General features: G+C 40.9%; 13 protein-coding genes and 2 pseudogenes. 12 read left to right on the top strand and 3 right to left on the bottom strand.

Annotated features, from left to right (window positions below; genetic code table 11):
• The 5 genes from ileS to RHS_RS24165 all read left to right on the top strand — a co-directional run.
• Window positions 1-2420: isoleucine--tRNA ligase (gene ileS / locus RHS_RS24190; protein ID WP_047834605.1), on the top strand; the 2420-nt coding region annotated here is incomplete at its 5' end.
• Window positions 2421-2446: 26 nt separating this feature from the next.
• Window positions 2447-4903: a glycogen/starch/alpha-glucan phosphorylase gene (locus RHS_RS24185; RefSeq protein WP_047834603.1), complete on the top strand. Its 2457-nt coding sequence runs from the start codon at window positions 2447-2449 to the stop codon at window positions 4901-4903.
• Between the two features lie 265 nt (window positions 4904-5168).
• The gene (locus tag RHS_RS31865; RefSeq protein ID WP_395023493.1) at window positions 5169-6560 is read left to right on the top strand and encodes a SpoIID/LytB domain-containing protein; all 1392 of its coding nucleotides are present in this window, start codon (window positions 5169-5171) and stop codon (window positions 6558-6560) included.
• 86 nt (window positions 6561-6646) lie between these two features.
• The gene (locus tag RHS_RS24170; RefSeq protein WP_052430756.1) at window positions 6647-7510 is read left to right on the top strand and encodes a M23 family metallopeptidase; all 864 of its coding nucleotides are present in this window, start codon (window positions 6647-6649) and stop codon (window positions 7508-7510) included.
• A gap of 381 nt (window positions 7511-7891) precedes the next feature.
• Window positions 7892-8164 carry a GIY-YIG nuclease family protein gene (locus tag RHS_RS24165; RefSeq protein WP_044290266.1) on the top strand — a complete coding sequence of 91 codons (273 nt, stop codon included), beginning with the start codon at window positions 7892-7894 and terminating at the stop codon, window positions 8162-8164.
• 341 nt (window positions 8165-8505) lie between these two features.
• On the opposite strand, the pseudogene RHS_RS31860 reads toward RHS_RS24165, so the two are convergent.
• Window positions 8506-8637, bottom strand: a pseudogene (locus RHS_RS31860) (DUF6783 domain-containing protein); the annotation flags it as partial.
• On the opposite strand from RHS_RS31860, the pseudogene RHS_RS31855 reads away from it, so the two are divergent.
• Window positions 8614-8733 (top strand): annotated as a pseudogene (locus tag RHS_RS31855) (DUF6783 domain-containing protein); the annotation flags it as partial. The pseudogenes RHS_RS31860 and RHS_RS31855 overlap by 24 nt on opposite strands.
• Here the strand turns inward: RHS_RS31855 and RHS_RS24160 are convergent.
• A complete protein-coding gene (locus tag RHS_RS24160) occupies window positions 8730-9422 on the bottom strand; it encodes a hemolysin III family protein (RefSeq protein WP_044297700.1) in 693 nt (230 codons plus the stop codon). The pseudogene RHS_RS31855 and the gene RHS_RS24160 overlap by 4 nt on opposite strands.
• A gap of 310 nt (window positions 9423-9732) precedes the next feature.
• Here RHS_RS24160 and RHS_RS24155 point away from each other — a divergent pair, with 310 nt between their 5' ends.
• The 5 genes from RHS_RS24155 to RHS_RS24135 all read left to right on the top strand — a co-directional run bounded on the left by RHS_RS24155 (window position 9733) and on the right by RHS_RS24135 (window position 15212).
• The gene (locus RHS_RS24155) at window positions 9733-11082 is read left to right on the top strand and encodes a 5-bromo-4-chloroindolyl phosphate hydrolysis family protein (protein WP_044289610.1); all 1350 of its coding nucleotides are present in this window, start codon (window positions 9733-9735) and stop codon (window positions 11080-11082) included.
• A gap of 109 nt (window positions 11083-11191) precedes the next feature.
• On the top strand, window positions 11192-12364 hold the full coding sequence (locus tag RHS_RS24150) for a toxic anion resistance protein (protein WP_047834601.1): 1173 nt from the start codon (window positions 11192-11194) through the stop codon (window positions 12362-12364).
• A 298-nt stretch (window positions 12365-12662) separates the two neighbouring features.
• Complete coding sequence (locus RHS_RS24145; protein WP_027295610.1) at window positions 12663-14258, top strand: DEAD/DEAH box helicase; 1596 nt, start codon at window positions 12663-12665, stop codon at window positions 14256-14258.
• A gap of 106 nt (window positions 14259-14364) precedes the next feature.
• Window positions 14365-14964 carry an ECF transporter S component gene (locus RHS_RS24140; RefSeq protein WP_027295611.1) on the top strand — a complete coding sequence of 200 codons (600 nt, stop codon included), beginning with the start codon at window positions 14365-14367 and terminating at the stop codon, window positions 14962-14964.
• On the top strand, window positions 14964-15212 hold the full coding sequence (locus RHS_RS24135) for a hypothetical protein (RefSeq protein ID WP_047834600.1): 249 nt from the start codon (window positions 14964-14966) through the stop codon (window positions 15210-15212). Before RHS_RS24140 ends, RHS_RS24135 begins: the two co-directional genes overlap by 1 nt.
• On the opposite strand, the gene RHS_RS24130 is transcribed toward RHS_RS24135, so the two are convergent.
• Window positions 15181-15723: an NADH peroxidase gene (locus RHS_RS24130; protein WP_027295613.1), complete on the bottom strand. Its 543-nt coding sequence runs from the start codon at window positions 15721-15723 to the stop codon at window positions 15181-15183. The two genes, RHS_RS24135 and RHS_RS24130, sit on opposite strands and share 32 nt — an antisense overlap.
• A 604-nt stretch (window positions 15724-16327) precedes the next feature.
• Between RHS_RS24130 and RHS_RS24125 the strand changes: the two genes are divergently transcribed.
• The coding region (locus RHS_RS24125; protein ID WP_047834599.1) for a histidine phosphatase family protein at window positions 16328-16989 on the top strand (662 nt) is incomplete at its 3' end.

Raw genomic sequence — 16989 nt, 5'->3', positions numbered from 1 at the left:
CACTTTGTGTAAATCCGAAGGAGACTTATGTCAAAGTATCCATGAAAGAAGATGGAACGGTTTATTATCTGGCACAGGCACTTTGTGATAAAGTACTGGGCGAAGACAACTACGAGGTACAGGAGACTTATGTAGGAACAGATTTGGAATATAAAGAATATGAGCCACTATTCCCATTTACCACACCGGCGAAAAAAGCTTACTTTGTAACCTGTGCTGACTATGTTACTTTAACAGATGGTACCGGAGTTGTTCATATCGCTCCTGCATTTGGTGAAGATGACTCCCAGGTAGGAAGAAGATATGATCTGCCATTCCTTCAGCTGGTAGACAGCAAGGGTGAGATGACAGAAGAGACTCCATGGGCAGGAACTTTCTGTAAAAAAGCAGATCCCCTTGTATTAGAAGATTTAAAGTCCAGAGGCCTTTTATTTTCTGCACCGCAGTTTGAGCACAGCTATCCTCATTGCTGGAGATGTGACACACCGCTTATCTACTATGCACGCGAGTCCTGGTTCATCAAAATGACCGATGTAAAAGAGGATCTGATCAGAAATAACAACACCATCAACTGGATACCGGAAAGTATCGGAAAAGGTCGCTTTGGAGACTGGCTGGAGAACGTACAGGACTGGGGAATCAGCCGTAACCGTTACTGGGGAACGCCGCTGAATGTCTGGGAATGTGAATGCGGACATATGCACTCCATCGGAAGCATTGCCGAATTAAAAGAAATGTCGGATAACTGCCCGGAGAATATCGAACTTCACCGCCCATTCATTGATGCAGTGACTATCAAGTGTCCTCATTGTGGAAAAGAAATGCACCGTGTGCCTGAAGTAATTGACTGCTGGTTTGATTCCGGGGCAATGCCTTTTGCGCAGCATCATTATCCGTTTGAAAACCAGGAATTATTCAAACAGCAATTCCCGGCAAACTTTATTTCAGAGGCAGTGGACCAGACCCGTGGATGGTTTTATTCCCTCCTGGCTATTTCCACGCTGATCTTTAATGAAGCGCCGTACAAGAATGTTATCGTACTGGGACATGTCCAGGATGAAAACGGACAGAAGATGAGCAAGTCAAAAGGGAATGCCGTAGACCCGTTCGATGCACTTTCCACTTTCGGAGCTGATGCGATCCGCTGGTATTTCTATGTGAACAGCGCTCCCTGGCTGCCAAACCGTTTCCATGGAAAAGCAGTGACGGAAGGACAGCGTAAATTTATGGGTACTCTTTGGAATACCTATGCATTTTTCGTGCTTTATGCAAATATAGATGAATTTGACGCTGCAAAATATAGTTTAGAATATGATAAGCTTCCGGTAATGGATAAATGGCTGCTGTCGAAAATGAATACCCTGATTCAGACCGTAGATGAGAATCTTGGAAATTACAAAATCCCGGAAGCAGCAAGAGCATTACAGGAATTTGTAGATGACATGAGTAACTGGTATGTACGCAGAAGCCGTGAGCGTTTCTGGGCGAAGGGCATGGAACAGGATAAAATCAATGCATATATGACGCTGTATACGGCGCTTGTAAATGTATGCAAGGCTGCAGCACCTATGATTCCGTTTATGACAGAGGATATCTATCAGAACCTTGTTCGTAATATCGACAAGACAGCACCGGAAAGCATTCACCTGTGCGACTTCCCGGTAGCGGATGCAGCACAGATCGACAAGGACCTGGAAGCAAATATGGATGAAGTTCTTAAAATTGTTGTTATGGGGCGCGCATGCAGAAATACAGCGAATATCAAGAACAGACAGCCGATTGGGAATATGTTTGTAAAAGCCCGTTTTGAATTACCTGAGTTCTTTGTGGATATAATCAGAGAGGAATTAAATACCAAAAAAGTAACCTTTACCGATGACGTAAGAAACTTTACATCTTATAGCTTTAAGCCTCAGCTAAAGACGGTGGGACCAAAATATGGAAAACTTCTGGGAGGAATCCGTCAGGCACTTCCCCAGTTAGATGGAAATGCTGCCATGGATGAATTGAACGGAAACGGTTCCATTAAGCTTGACATAAACGGAACAGAGGTTGTATTATTAGAAGAGGATCTGCTGATTGAGACAGCGCAGACGGAAGGATATGTGTCAGAGCAGGATAACGAAATCACCGTTGTACTGGATACAAATCTCACTCCGGAGCTGATTGAAGAAGGATTCGTCAGAGAGCTGATCAGTAAGGTACAGACCATGAGAAAAGAAGCGGGCTTTGAAGTGACAGACAGAGTCGTGGTTTATGCAAAAGACAATCAGAAGATTGAAAAAATATTAGAAGAGCACAGAGAAGAGATTAAGTCAGAAGTTCTGGCAAATGATATTGTGACAGGCTCTGCAAACGGCTATGTAAAGGAATGGAACATCAACGGGGAGACAGTAACCATGGGCGTGGAGAAGGTGTAATATACCAGAAAACAGGAGGATGGTTCATGAGTAAAAAATTTGACAAGGAAGCATTTATTAACGATGTAAAGGCAAACGTAAAGACCTTATATCGTAAGACGATTGATGAAGCGACGAAACAGCAGGTATTTCAGGCGGTATCCTATACGATTAAAGATACAATCATAGACAACTGGCTTGCAACCCAGAAGCAGTACGAAACAGACGACCCAAAGACAGTTTATTATATGTCTATGGAGTTTCTGATGGGGCGTGCCCTGGGCAATAATCTGATTAACCTCACAGAGTATAACGATGTAAAAGATGCGCTAGAGGAAATCGGATTTGATCTGAACGTAATCGAGGATGAAGAGCCGGATGCAGCGCTTGGAAACGGAGGGCTTGGACGTCTTGCAGCATGTTTCCTGGATTCACTTGCTACTCTTGGATATTCTTCCTATGGCTGCGGTATCCGTTACCGTTACGGGATGTTTAAACAGAAAATAGAAAACGGTTTTCAGATTGAAGTACCGGATAACTGGTTAAAGGACGGCAATCCATTTGAACTGCGCCGTCCCGAATACGCCAAAGAAGTAAAATTCGGAGGTTATGTACGTGTGGTATATGATGAAACCACAAAGAGAAACCGTTTTATCCAGGAAGGCTGCCAGTCAGTGCGTGCGATTCCTTTTGATATTCCGATTGTGGGATATGATAACCGCATCGTGAATACACTGCGTGTCTGGGATGCGGAAGCAATTAACGACTTCCAGCTGGATTCCTTTGACAAGGGAGATTATCAGAAAGCAGTAGAGCAGGAAAACCTGGCACGTAACATTGTAGAGGTTCTTTATCCAAATGATAATCATTATGCCGGCAAAGAGCTTCGTTTAAAACAACAGTACTTCTTTATTTCAGCCAGCGTACAGGCAGCAATTGAAAAGTATAAGAAAAAACATTCTGATATGAGGAAATTCCACGAAAAAGTGACGTTCCAGTTAAATGATACACATCCAACAGTGGCAGTAGCAGAATTAATGCGTATCCTGGTGGACGAAGAAAACCTGGAATGGGATGAAGCATGGGAAGTAACCACGAAGACCTGTGCATACACGAACCATACAATTATGGCAGAAGCACTGGAAAAATGGCCGATAGAGCTTTTCTCCAGACTGCTCCCGCGCATTTACCAGATTATAGAAGAAATTAACCGCAGATTCCTTATTGAAGTTGGCAGAAAATATCCGGGAGACCAGAATAAAGTCAACAAGATGGCAATCATACATGACGGACAGGTGAAGATGGCACATCTTGCCATTGTAGCCGGATACTCTGTCAATGGTGTTGCCCAGCTTCATACGGAGATTCTGAAAAAGCAGGAATTAAGAGACTTCTATGAAATGATGCCGCAGAAATTCAATAATAAGACCAATGGTATTACCCAGAGGAGATTCCTGCTTCATGCGAATCCGCTTCTGGCAAAATGGGTAACCGCCCATATTGGTGATGAATGGATTACAGATCTGCCGCAGATTTCAAAATTAAAGATCTATGCAGAGGATAAAAAAGCGCAGCAGGAATTTATGAATATCAAGTATCAGAATAAGGTACGTCTTGCCGGATATATTTTAGAGCACAACGGTGTGGAAATTGATCCCCGATCCATCTTTGATGTACAGGTAAAGAGACTTCATGAATACAAACGCCAGCTGATGAACATTCTGCATGTAATGTATTTATACAACACCATTAAAGACCATCCGGAAATGGATTTCTATCCAAGAACATTTATCTTCGGGGCAAAAGCAGCAGCCGGATACCGCCGTGCGAAGCTCACCATTAAGCTGATTAATGCAGTGGCAGACGTTGTTAATAACGACAGATCCATCAAAGGAAAGCTGAAAGTAGTATTTATTGAAGACTACCGTGTTTCCAATGCGGAATGGATATTTGCTGCATCTGATGTATCAGAGCAGATTTCAACAGCAAGTAAAGAAGCATCCGGTACCGGAAATATGAAATTTATGTTAAACGGAGCACCGACCCTGGGAACCATGGACGGAGCAAATGTTGAGATTGTAGAAGAAGTTGGAGAAGAGAATGCCTTTATCTTCGGACTTACAGCCGACGAAGTTATAAACTTCGAAAATAACGGCGGTTACCATCCAATGGATTACTTTAACAACGATCAGGATATCCGCCGGGTACTGATGCAGTTAATTAATGGAGAATATGCAAAGGATGACCCGGAACGTTTCCGTGAAATCTATGATTCCCTGTTAAATACCAACAGCAGTGACAGAGCAGATACTTACTTTATCCTTGCAGACTTCAAGTCATATGCAGAGGCTCAGAGAAGAGTAGAAGAAGCATACCGTGATGAAACCCGGTGGGCGAAAATGGCTATTCTGAATGTAGCAAGCAGCGGTAAATTCACATCGGACAGAACCATCCAGCAGTATGTGGATGAAATCTGGCATTTAGATAAAGTAGTGATTGAATAGAGAATTTAAATTAAATAGCAGATTAAAATTACAAAGGTTGTTTTAATGTAAAAAAACCTGGTATCTTTAAATGATTGTGGGAAAACGGAAGCCATCCGGTTTATCTGCAATAAGATAAATATACCGGGTTTTTTGCTGCCCTTTATCCTATAAGTTGCGTATATCATTCCTATAAGAGTTGTATCAGATAAATAATAAAAAATTATCCCTGAATTATGCATAATATAGAAATACGGTAATATACATAAGACAAGGAAGGTGCGCCATGAAGGAAAAAATAAAAAATATTCTAGCATTAATTTTACTGGTACTCTTATTGCCTTATGTTATTACGGTTCTTATGTCCGGCAAGATAAGACAAACCTATTTGGACAGAGGAGATGATCATTCCTTTATTTCGGTAGAAGTAGACGGGAAAGTACGTGAAGTTAATTTTGAAGACTATGTAATGGGCGTTACAGCCTTACAGATTCCATCCGCTTATCAGACAGAGGCGATCAAAGCCCAGATGGTGGTAGCGAGAACGAATCTATGTAAAATGCTGGAGGATCATCCAACGGAACTATTGAAAGACAAGTATCTAACCGTTGATCAGATGGAGGAACTGGGAATCAGGGATAAATTCGGCAGGGCAAGCAGAGAAACAAGCGGACAGGTTCTCACCTATGACGGGAATCTGATTCTGGCATCCTATCATGCGATCAGTGCCGGAAGGACAAGAAATGGAAATGATGTTCTGGGAAGCCAGAGTTACCCATATCTGGTATCGGTACAGAGCGCTCAGGATGTGGAGGCAGAACGTTATCTCCACGCTGAAGTATACGATCCGGAAGAAATATTACGAATATGCAGGGAGCAGTATCCTGATATGAAAGCATATTATCCGGAAGGAACTGAGGTTTCTACAGATCATACTGCCGGTACGGGAGCCAAAGAAAGCAGAATACAGGATAATTATCAGCAGGAAACAGCATTAAATGTGAAAGCAGAAGGTAGAGAGAACGTCACCACTACATGGAATGCAGACCAGGGACCGGATACCATATCCACAGACCTTTCGGGTGTAGAAACAGAAATTTTAACCGAGGCAGCAGAACCGGAATCTCCAAAGGGAACGCAGACGCAAAACGGGACAGATCCGGGAAACGGAAAAGAAACCCGGAAGCAGAGCGGGGCAGAGTCCGAAACTCCAAAAGCAAGTCGGACAGAAGCTGTAACAGAACCCCAGACAGAACCCCAGACAGAACCCCAGACAGAACCACAGACAGAACCGTCAGAGACAGATAATCATGAGAGTGGAACGGAGGAGTTAAATAAAACAAATCTTTGGGACAATATGGAGATTGAAAGTAATGATGAGGCTGGCTATATAACAAAAATCCGGATTGGTGACACAGAAATACCTGGTGAAGAATTCCGCAGATTTCTGAATTTAAATTCCAGCTGTTTTACAATGGAGCAGGTAGAAAAAGGAATTCGGATTACCACCAAAGGATTGGGACACGGTGTGGGAATGAGCCAGTACGGAGCAGAGAGAATGGCAGAATCAGGAAAACCATATGATGAGATTTTGCAATATTATTTTAAAAATGTAACGATAGAAATAAATGAGAAACAAAACAGTTCAGAGACAGAAACAAATGCCATAAATTCATAAATCGATTTTTCAAACATTGTATATTCTTTCATAAACTGGCAATGCTATTGTTGAACATAATTGATCAATAGTACGAGGTGAAGAATATGCAGAAAAAAGATGTTGTAAAGTTTTTTAAGAAAAAAGGAACCATTGTGGCATTGAGTCTGTGTCTGGTGGGAGGAGTAGCAGCAGCTTCCTATTATACTATGGAATTGTCACAAAATGCAAAAGAAGAAGAGCAGAATCTGGTAGACCTGAATGAAGAACCAAAAGATCCGGAACCATCGGACCCAATCACAACAGATAAAACATCACAATCAGAGAACAACACAAAAGAAAACGGAAATAAGAATGCCACATCCGGCGACACTAAAAATCAGACAGAATCAGACGCTTCTAAACCTACATTAGCAAATGATATGGACGTAGACCCGGCATATCTGGCAGATAACGAAGCAAAAACAAGTGCTGATGCAAAAACAGCAAAAGAGTCAGAAGACAGCGTAGATGCAAATTCAACAAATATCCAGGCGAAAATAGAACCAACCGTTGATTTTGGAGATAACAGCACATTGACATGGCCGGTAGCAGGAACTGTATTAATCGACTACAGTATGGACTCTACCGTATACTTCAAAACATTAAATGTTTACAAATATAATCCGGCACTTATTATCGGGAGTGAAGTAAACGGACAAGTTCTGGCAGCAGCAAAAGGCATTGTAGAATCCATCGACGTAAATGACGAAACAGGAACAACTATCACCATGAATATTGGAAACAACTACGAATTGGTATATGGACAGTTAAAAGAAGTTCCGGTAGCAGTAGGCGATGTTGTAGAAACAGGATCCATCATAGGTTATGTAAGCGAACCTACAAAATATTATTGCGAAGAAGGAAGCAACCTTTTCTTTGAGATGAAAAAAGATGGTACACCTGTAGATCCATTCCTGTACCTGGAGTAAAGTCAATTGTAATCATAAACAAGAAGATAAATAAAGGTCTTAAATTTTCATTCTTTCCGGCAGGAGAAGTGACGTTCACGTCATGATTAATCGGAAGAAGAAGATTTAAGGCCTTTTCCCAACCATTCAAAAACCTTGCACACTTTCCGAAGAAGAGAGTATACTATATTAGTACAGCGGATAAGAACTCCACTGTACCGAATAAAGTTACACCTGCGGATACGCAATCGAATCTTTCTTACTTGGCGTTACAATTTCCAAATGCAAACTGTCGTATTTGATATGGGTGAAGTACTTTTTCGTCGATTGCTTTTTATAATAAGCGCATGTATGAGGTTCTTGTATGTGCGCTTTACATAGACAATGAAGGATGAAGGTAAAATGAATTATACGTATATATTAAAGTGCAGTGATGACACCTACTATACCGGTTGGACAAACAATCTGGAGAAACGGATTGATGATCATAACAGTGGAAAAGGTGCCAAGTACACGAAAGGAAGGCGGCCGGTAGTTCTTGCTTATTGTGAGATATTTGCAACGAGACAGGAGGCAATGAAAAGAGAATATGAGATTAAAAAACTCCCGAAAAAGGACAAGCTGAAACTCATGGAAGGATTTTCATACCGGGAGCAATTGGAGAATCTGCTGTAAACGCAAAAAAACGGCTGCCACGGAAGATACTAGTACTACAGCGAACAATTTCATCTTAAATTTGGGTTTAGCTGATTAAAGACGCTTTGTAGATGTAGGTAGTGTACGGAAAGAGAAGGGGACGGACCAATGTCCTGGTCCGCCCCCTTCTCTTTCCGAGATAGCATTCGTTGATACAAAGCTGGTATTCTCAGCATGATAGGACCCCGGGGTTGTGGCATGCCGGACGCGATTGGCGTAAAGCAACTGATCTTGAGAACGGAATTTGTTTTTCATTCTGTAACCAGAAAAAGGAACAAACTCACATCTTTCTGTACACTACCTATCATTTACAAAGCGTCTTAATCAGCGAAAACCAAATTCAAGAATCCGTTCGCTCTAGAGCGTGTTTGAAAATTCATTCCTGCCATCTGCACGCCCCACTTTGCGGCATATTTGCCCCGAATTCAGGTTACGTAGCCCGCTACGCGCCCTTCATCCGGGACAAATCTCCCACAAACTGTGACGCACAGCTGCCAGAAAGCAATTTTAAAACACGCTCTAGAGCAGCCGGCTGTATAGTCAGTTAAATTGCCATTCCTGCAACGTAAACGTACATGAGAATAAAATGACAGATGCTTCCGCCCATAACAAAGAGGTGGAAGATTTCATGTGATCCGAAGTTTTTGTGTTTCGAATCAAAAATCGGGAGTTTAAGAGCGTATATGATTCCGCCTGCCGTATAGATAATCCCGCCAGCCAGCAGCCATCCAAAGCCTGCCGCCGGAAGCGCTTTAACAATCTGGGTAAATGCCAGAACACATACCCATCCCATACCGATATAGAGTATAGATGAAAACCATTTCGGACAGGTAATCCAGCACATTTTAATGATAATCCCCACAATCGCAATTCCCCATACGATGGTACATAAAAGGTTGCCTGTGGGACCGTTTAAAACTATCATGCAAATTGGTGTATAAGTACCTGCGATTAGTACAAAAATCATACAGTGATCCAGTTTTCGCAGTATGCGGTTAGTACGGGTAGTCAGATCCAGGGAATGATATGTGGCACTGGCTGCATACAGCATAATCATACTGATAATAAATATAGATAATGATACGATATGTGTCCGGTCCGGCTGCATGACCGCAGTCTTAATTAACAGTGGCATAGCAGCAAAAATTGCCATTACCATACCAATAAAATGGGTGATAGCACTTCCGGGATCTTTTAACCGGAATTTTCTCTGGGTTATGGTTGCTGTTTGATTCATAATAATACCTCCTCAAGATTATATGCCATCAATATACTATTTTTTGGAAATGATATTACGACATGTAGTAATGAAAACTATGTTGCGTTATCACTATATTATACCCATAAAAAGAAAAAAGCAACCCTGTTTTGGTAAAATTCTTAAAAAATTAAGGATTTTCTAATATATATGTCAAAAATATCTGCTATGCTTCTAAAATCAAGTACTTATAGAGGAAATAGATTGTTTTTTTATGGATTATCATTTATAATTTATCTTAAGCAAATCAGGAAAAATAATGTTTTTATTGATAAGGCAGGAGGATATCATGGGTAACCAGGACTGGTCGAATCTGGGCGACCAAATAAAGAATACAGTGCAGTCTGCGATTGATTCGCAGAATTTTAGGCAATTGAACGATTCAATTAGAAATTCAGTAAACAGTGCGATAGATAATGTGAATCAGAGTCTGAATCAGGCAAATCAGAGGTTCAACCGCGGCAATATGGGAAACATCGGAAATTTTGGACATCCTTATTCAGAGCCGCAAAATCCCTGGGATTCCAGGAAGAACAGGAACCGGGAAAGAAATAAGAATTCATTTCGGGATGTACCGCAAAAAGGAGTTAAAAATGAGTTGATTTCCCGAAACAGCGGGATGAAAGGGGCGGGCTATTCCCTGACTATTGTAGGGTATATTTTTGCCGGAAGCCTTGGACTTGCGACCTTTATTGTGGCTTTGGTAAGTATGCTTACCGGAGGTATAGAAGGCGGGGCGGCAATTGCAATCGGCGTAATTTTTCCATTCCTGATTGCCAGCATTATTATGGCATGGCGGGGGAGTAAGATTCTCGGCAGATTAAAGCGGTTTAAGCTCTATGTGCGCCAGCTGCGGGGCAGAGAATACTGTTCCATTAAAGAACTTGCAGACGCTGTTGGAAAACCATTGAATTACACAGTAAAGGATCTGAGGGAAATGATCCGTAAAAACATGTTCTGCCAGGGACATATTGATGCCCAGGAGAGCTGCCTCATGATTACAGATCAGATCTATAACCAATATTTAGAGGCACAGCATCAGATGGAAATCCGCCAGCGGGAAGAGCGGAGCAGAATTCAGAATGCTGAGACAATCAAAAAAGAACAGAAAGCAAAAATGGAAGATGGTTCTGTACCGGAAGATGTGAAAAAAGTAGTAGAAGAGGGTCAGAGTTATCTGGATAAAATAAAAAAGAGCAATGATGCAATTCCGGGTATAGAGGTATCTGAAAAGATTTCCAGACTGGAAGTAATTACAAGTAAAATATTCGAGCGCGTGGAGCAGCATCCGGAGCATATCCCGGATCTTCGTAAATTCATGGAGTATTATCTGCCGACTACCGTTAAGCTGTTAGATGCGTATGAAGAGTTAGAGAGACAGCCGGTACAGGGCGAAAATATTATGACTTCCAAGCGGGAAATAGAAGATACGCTGGATACAATTAATATGGCATTTGAAAAGCTTTTAGATGGATTCTTCCAGGATACTTCCTGGGACATCTCTTCCGATATATCCGTGCTCCAGACAATGTTTGCACAGGAAGGTCTGACCGGACAGGATTTTAAGAAAGCCATGGAGAGTACCGCAAAGAAAGAACTGGATCCGGAAAAAAATGATGAAATCAAATTAAAATTTTAATACAAGTGAGCTGCCATGCACAAGAACCCGGCAATTCTCCAGGGAGTGTTTGAAGCTTACGCGGATACGAAATCAAATGCTAAATTTTACATGAAAAGAGGATTAAGATATGAGTGATGAATTCAAAGACTTTGCATCGGCACCGGCACCTACTTTAACGCTGGATCCATTTCAATCAGAAAAAAATGATACTCAGCTTCAGGCAGCACAGACAGTAGGAACAGTGGTTGAAGAGCCGAAAAAACCGGAATTTGACGAGAGCATGCTTTCAGCAGATGAGAGAAAGATGGTTAACAGCTTTGCGGAACAGATCAATCTGACAGATTCTAATGCTATTTTGCAGTACGGTGCGGGAGCACAGAAGAAAATGGCTGATTTCTCTGAAGCAGCGCTTGACAATGTTAAGACAAAAGATCTTGGTGAAGTAGGTGAGATGCTTTCCGGAGTTGTAACCGAGTTAAAAAGCTTTGAAGTGGAAGAACAGGAAAAGGGATTTCTTGGATTTTTCAAGAAGAGCAGCAATAAGATTACGGCAATGAAAGCAAAATATGATAAAGCAGAAGTGAATATCAACCGTATCTGTGAGGCACTGGAAAGTCATCAGGTACAGCTGTTAAAAGATATTGCAGTACTGGACAAGATGTATGGACTTAATCAGTCTTATTTTAAAGAATTATCCATGTATATTCTGGCAGGCAAGAAGAAACTGGCCAAGATCCGTGTAGAGGATCTTCCCGCATTGGTACAAAAAGCAAATAATTCCGGACTTCCGGAAGATGCTCAGGCAGCCAAAGATCTGGATTCACTGTGTAACCGTTTTGAGAAGAAACTGCATGATCTGGAATTAACCAGGATGATTTCTCTCCAGACAGCTCCCCAGATCCGTCTTGTTCAGGGCAATGATACTCTGATGGTAGAGAAAATACAGTCAACGATCGTAAATACAATACCATTGTGGAAGAGCCAGATGGTACTGGCTTTAGGCGTTGCACATTCAGCAGATGCGGCAAAGGCACAGAGAGAAGTCACAGATATGACCAATGAACTGCTGAAGAAAAATGCACAGACACTCAAGATGGCTACTGTGGAAACGGCGAAAGAGTCAGAACGCGGCATTGTAGATATTGAGACATTGAAGACCACCAATGAGTCTCTGATATCTACTTTGGACGAAGTAATGCGTATCCAGTCAGAAGGACACCAGAAACGTATGGAAGCAGAAGCCGAAATGCAGAGATTAGAAGGGGAACTGAAGGGCAAGCTCTTGCAGCTTCAGGGTTAAATCGTAGAAGAAAACCGCTTTTACACTCCTTATTTGGGCAGTATCTCAACAAATCTTGTGATATACAATGGGATAAATATGGTTCCACCCTTGACAAGGGAACCGAAACTATGGTACGATAAGGTTCGTAATATCGTGTCAGTATAGCAACAATGTAAAATATTGAGGTTAAAGCCCTGTACATAAGAGTCATGTTACAGGGCTTTTTTATGCGATTTCATGGCACGAAGCGACGTGTGGGAAGTGCAGATATAAAGGCAGCCTGAGGAACAGGCAAATAGAAAGGAAACATTAATACATGGAAACAGTTAGATTTGATGAACTTGGTCTTAGTGACCAGATACTAAAGGCAGTAACAGAAATGGGGTTCGAAGCAGCGAGTCCGATCCAGGCAAAAGCAATTCCGGTACTTATGGCAGGAAAAGATGCGATAGGCCAGGCACAGACAGGAACTGGAAAGACAGCAGCATTTGGAATACCACTTCTGGAAAAGATTGACCCGAAGAGCAAGAAACTTCAGGGAATTATCTTATGCCCTACAAGAGAATTGGCAATTCAGGTGGCGGAAGAAATACGTAAATTGTCAAAATTCATGCATGGGATTAAAGTACTTCCGGTTTATGGCGGACAGGATATTGTGAAACAGATACGTTCCCTGAAAAGCGGCGTACAACTGATCATAGGTACTCCTGGGCGAGTAATGGACCATATGAGAAGGAAAACGATTAAATTTGATCAGGTGCATACCATTGTCCTGGATGAAGCAGATGAAATGTTAAATATGGGATTCAGAGAAGATATCGAGACCGTATTAAAAGAAATACCGGATGAAAGACAGACCGTTCTTTTCTCTGCAACAATGCCAAAACCGATTATGGATATCACCAACCAATACCAGAAAAAAGATGCGGAACTGGTTAAGGTAGTAAAAAAAGAACTTACCGTTAAAAATATAGATCAATATTATTATGAAGTAAAACAGAAAAGCAAGGAAGAAGTATTGTCCAGACTTCTGGATATGTATAATCCAAAGCGTTCCCTTGTATTCTGTAATACAAAAAGAAAAGTAGATGAGCTTACAACGGCACTGCAGGGAAGAGGATATTTTGCAGAGGGTCTTCACGGAGATCTGAAACAGTCTCAGCGTGATCGCGTCATGAACGGCTTCCGTAACGGAAAAACAGAGATTCTGATCGCAACAGATGTTGCAGCCAGAGGAATCGATGTAGATGACGTAGAGGCAGTATTTAATTATGATATCCCTCAGGATGATGAATTCTATGTACACCGTATCGGCAGAACAGGCCGTGCAGGAAGAGTCGGAAAAGCTTTCTCATTTGTTGTAGGTAAAGAAGTATATAAGCTGAAAGACATTCAGAGATATTGTAAAACAAAGATCTATGCACAGCCGATTCCGTCACTGGATGACGTAACAGCTATAAAAGTAGAAAAAATACTGGAAAATGTAAATCAGATTATTGCTAATGAAGATTTAAGAGATATGATCGATATGCTGGAAAACCATCTGAATGAAGAAGATTATACAGCAATGGATATTGCAGCTGCATTCCTGAAGATTTCCATGGGAAATGAAGAAGCCATGGAAGAAGAAAAAAGTATGGGTATGGACTTTGGCAATACTGGTGCAGAAGAAGGCATGGTACGTCTTTTCATTAATATCGGTAAAAAACAGGGTGTACGCCCTGGGGATATTCTTGGTGCGATTGCCGGGGAATCAGGTATGCCGGGTAAATTAGTTGGCAGTATCGACATGTACGATAAGTATACTTTTGTAGAAGTACCTACAGACCGTGCAAAAGAGGTATTGAGTGCAATGGATCATGCAAAGATTAAAGGCAAAATGGTAAATGTGGAGCCGGCAAATCAAAAATAAACTGATATGTAAACTGGCATGGATAAAAAATATGAAACTGGCTGTTTTAACATAACCAGTATAGTGCTATGATATTCCCAAATTCAAAATGAGGAGAGGGAATATCATGCAGCATAAAAATCAAACTATTATGAAGCTGGCACAGACAGCGCTGTTAGCGGCACTGTGCTTCGTATCATTTACTTTTTTCCAAATTAAAATACCGATGCCGGGAGGCGATGCAACGTCCATTCATATTGGAAATGCTTTCTGTGTACTGGCGGCATTGCTGTTAGGCGGAGGATACGGTGGCCTTGCAGGAGCTGTAGGCATGACGATTGCGGATCTGATGGATCCTATATATATTGTAGGAGCTCCCAAGACATTTGTTTTAAAACTTTGTATTGGGTTGATTGTCGGCCTTGTGGCACACCGTATAGCAAAAATTGGAGAAACCAGTAATAAAAAATATATTTTAAAGTGGAGCACTATCGCTTCCGTATGCGGATTAGGATTTAATGTAATCTTTGACCCGCTGGCCGGATACTTCTACAAACAGATCATACTGGGACAGCCTCAGGAAATGGCATCCGTTTTGGCAAAATGGAGTACGGCGACTACATTTGTAAATGCAGTTGTATCCACTATATTGGTAGCAGTGTTATATAGCGCTTTACGTCCGGCACTGGGTAAAGCGGGATTGCTAGTTCAACCAGCAAAGGTTTAATGCTTAAAGGAATAATGCTTAAGGGTATATTGCTTAAGGGTATAATGCTTAAGGGTATAATGCTTAAGGGTATAATGCTTAAGGGTATAATGCTTAAAGGTATAATACTTAAGGGTATAATACTTAAGGGTATAATGTTTAAAGGCATTATTTTAAAGAATAGAAAAGAAGCAGGTATCCACATCGGGATGCCTGCTTCTTTAGGAGAAGGATTAATTAACCAAAATATCTTTCTAATAAACCTTTGAAAGCTTTACCGTGGCGGGCTTCGTCTTTTGCCATTTCATGTACAGTATCATGAATAGCATCCAAATCCGCAGCTTTTGCACGTTTTGCAAGATCAAACTTACCTGCAGTAGCTCCATTTTCTGCCGCTACTCTCATTTCCAGATTTTTCTTTGTGCTGTCAGTTACAACTTCTCCAAGAAGTTCTGCGAACTTGGAAGCATGTTCAGCTTCTTCATAAGCAGCCTTTTCCCAGTATAATCCAATTTCAGGATAGCCTTCTCTGTGAGCAACCCTGGACATTGCCAGATACATACCAACTTCAGAACATTCTCCTTCAAAGTTTGCTCTTAAATCTGCTAAAATATCTTCAGAAACACCTTTTGCAATTCCAACAACATGTTCTGCAGCCCAGCTCATATCGCCTTCCTGTTTTGTGAATTTACTTGCCGGCGCTTTACAGATAGGACATATCTCCGGTGCAGAATCTCCTTCATGAACATAACCACAAACATTACATACAAATTTAGCCATTTTTAAAATCTCCTTTTCATCTTTATATTTAGTTTAGGAAATAAAATTCCTTTTATTATTAATAATAGTAATTGTTACTGATATTAATATACTACAAATGATAGAATTTGTCAACAGGTTATTCTATATTTTTAAAATTATTTTTCATCCGATAAATCTTATTCGTGATACAAGAGGTTTGAATTCACATTAAATGCGCCATCCAACAAACGGGAATATGTAACAGTGTAACGGTATTTACTAGTGAAATAGGAATCAATAAGTTTAGAGTGTATTTTGGTCAATATTTTTGGTATACTAGAACTACAGCGAACTGTTTATAAACGGATTAATATTCCAAACAATCTTATGAGTCATTACTTAAAATAGAGACGCCCTGCAAGTTTCCCACTCTCTTCTTTCCGAGATTCCGTTTACTGCTACAAAGCTGGTTGGTTTTCTCATCTCAGCATGGTGGACTTACCAGATCACAGACTTAACTGGATGTAGGCACTATAACCATAAATATACTGTAGTAGAATGAAGAAACCGGCTGCATGATAAGATCAAGCTGCTTAATGCTAATAGCGTCATAAAATATGAAAGATGAAAGGCTGGTAATATATTGAACGGAAAAGTAATATTTTATGTGACCAGACATGGGCAAACTTTGTTTAACCTTCTTGATAAAGTGCAGGGCTGGTCAGATACTCCACTAACCCAGCAAGGCATTCAAACCGCAAACCTTCTTGGGAATGCTATGAAAAAAATTAAATTTGAGTCTGTCTATACGAGCGATAGCGGACGTGCATGTGAAACAGCCACGCTAATCCTTAACCAGAATGAACATATTCAGCCACAGGTTAATCATGACAAACGTCTAAGGGAGTGGGGATTTGGAAGTTTGGAGGGAGAATCTAATAACTGGTTTATGGATACGATTCTGAATGGGCTGCCGCCTGATATTGGGTTTGAGCACCTTACTGACTACTTACCGCAGATTTCTGAAATTATCGTAAAAACTGACACTATAGGTTTTGCAGAACCATTTGGAACAATTGAAAACAGAATTAGTTCTATTTTTAAAGATATAGCAGAAAAAGTATCTGCTACTGGTGGTGGGCAAGTGTTAATTGTTACACATGCGTTTATAATAAAAACGATAGTATATCTTTACGCAAGACATCGTATTTCTGAAGTTGCCAAAGTAGAAAACGCTAGTATAACAAAAATAATATATCAAGACGGAAATTTTTGTGTAGAGGATATCAATAGTACTAGTTATAC

Source organism: Robinsoniella sp. RHS, from assembly GCF_001029355.1.
Lineage (GTDB): Bacteria > Bacillota > Clostridia > Lachnospirales > Lachnospiraceae > Robinsoniella > Robinsoniella peoriensis.
Note: the sequence above shows the minus strand (reverse complement) of the source record. Positions and strands in the feature narration are given on the sequence as shown.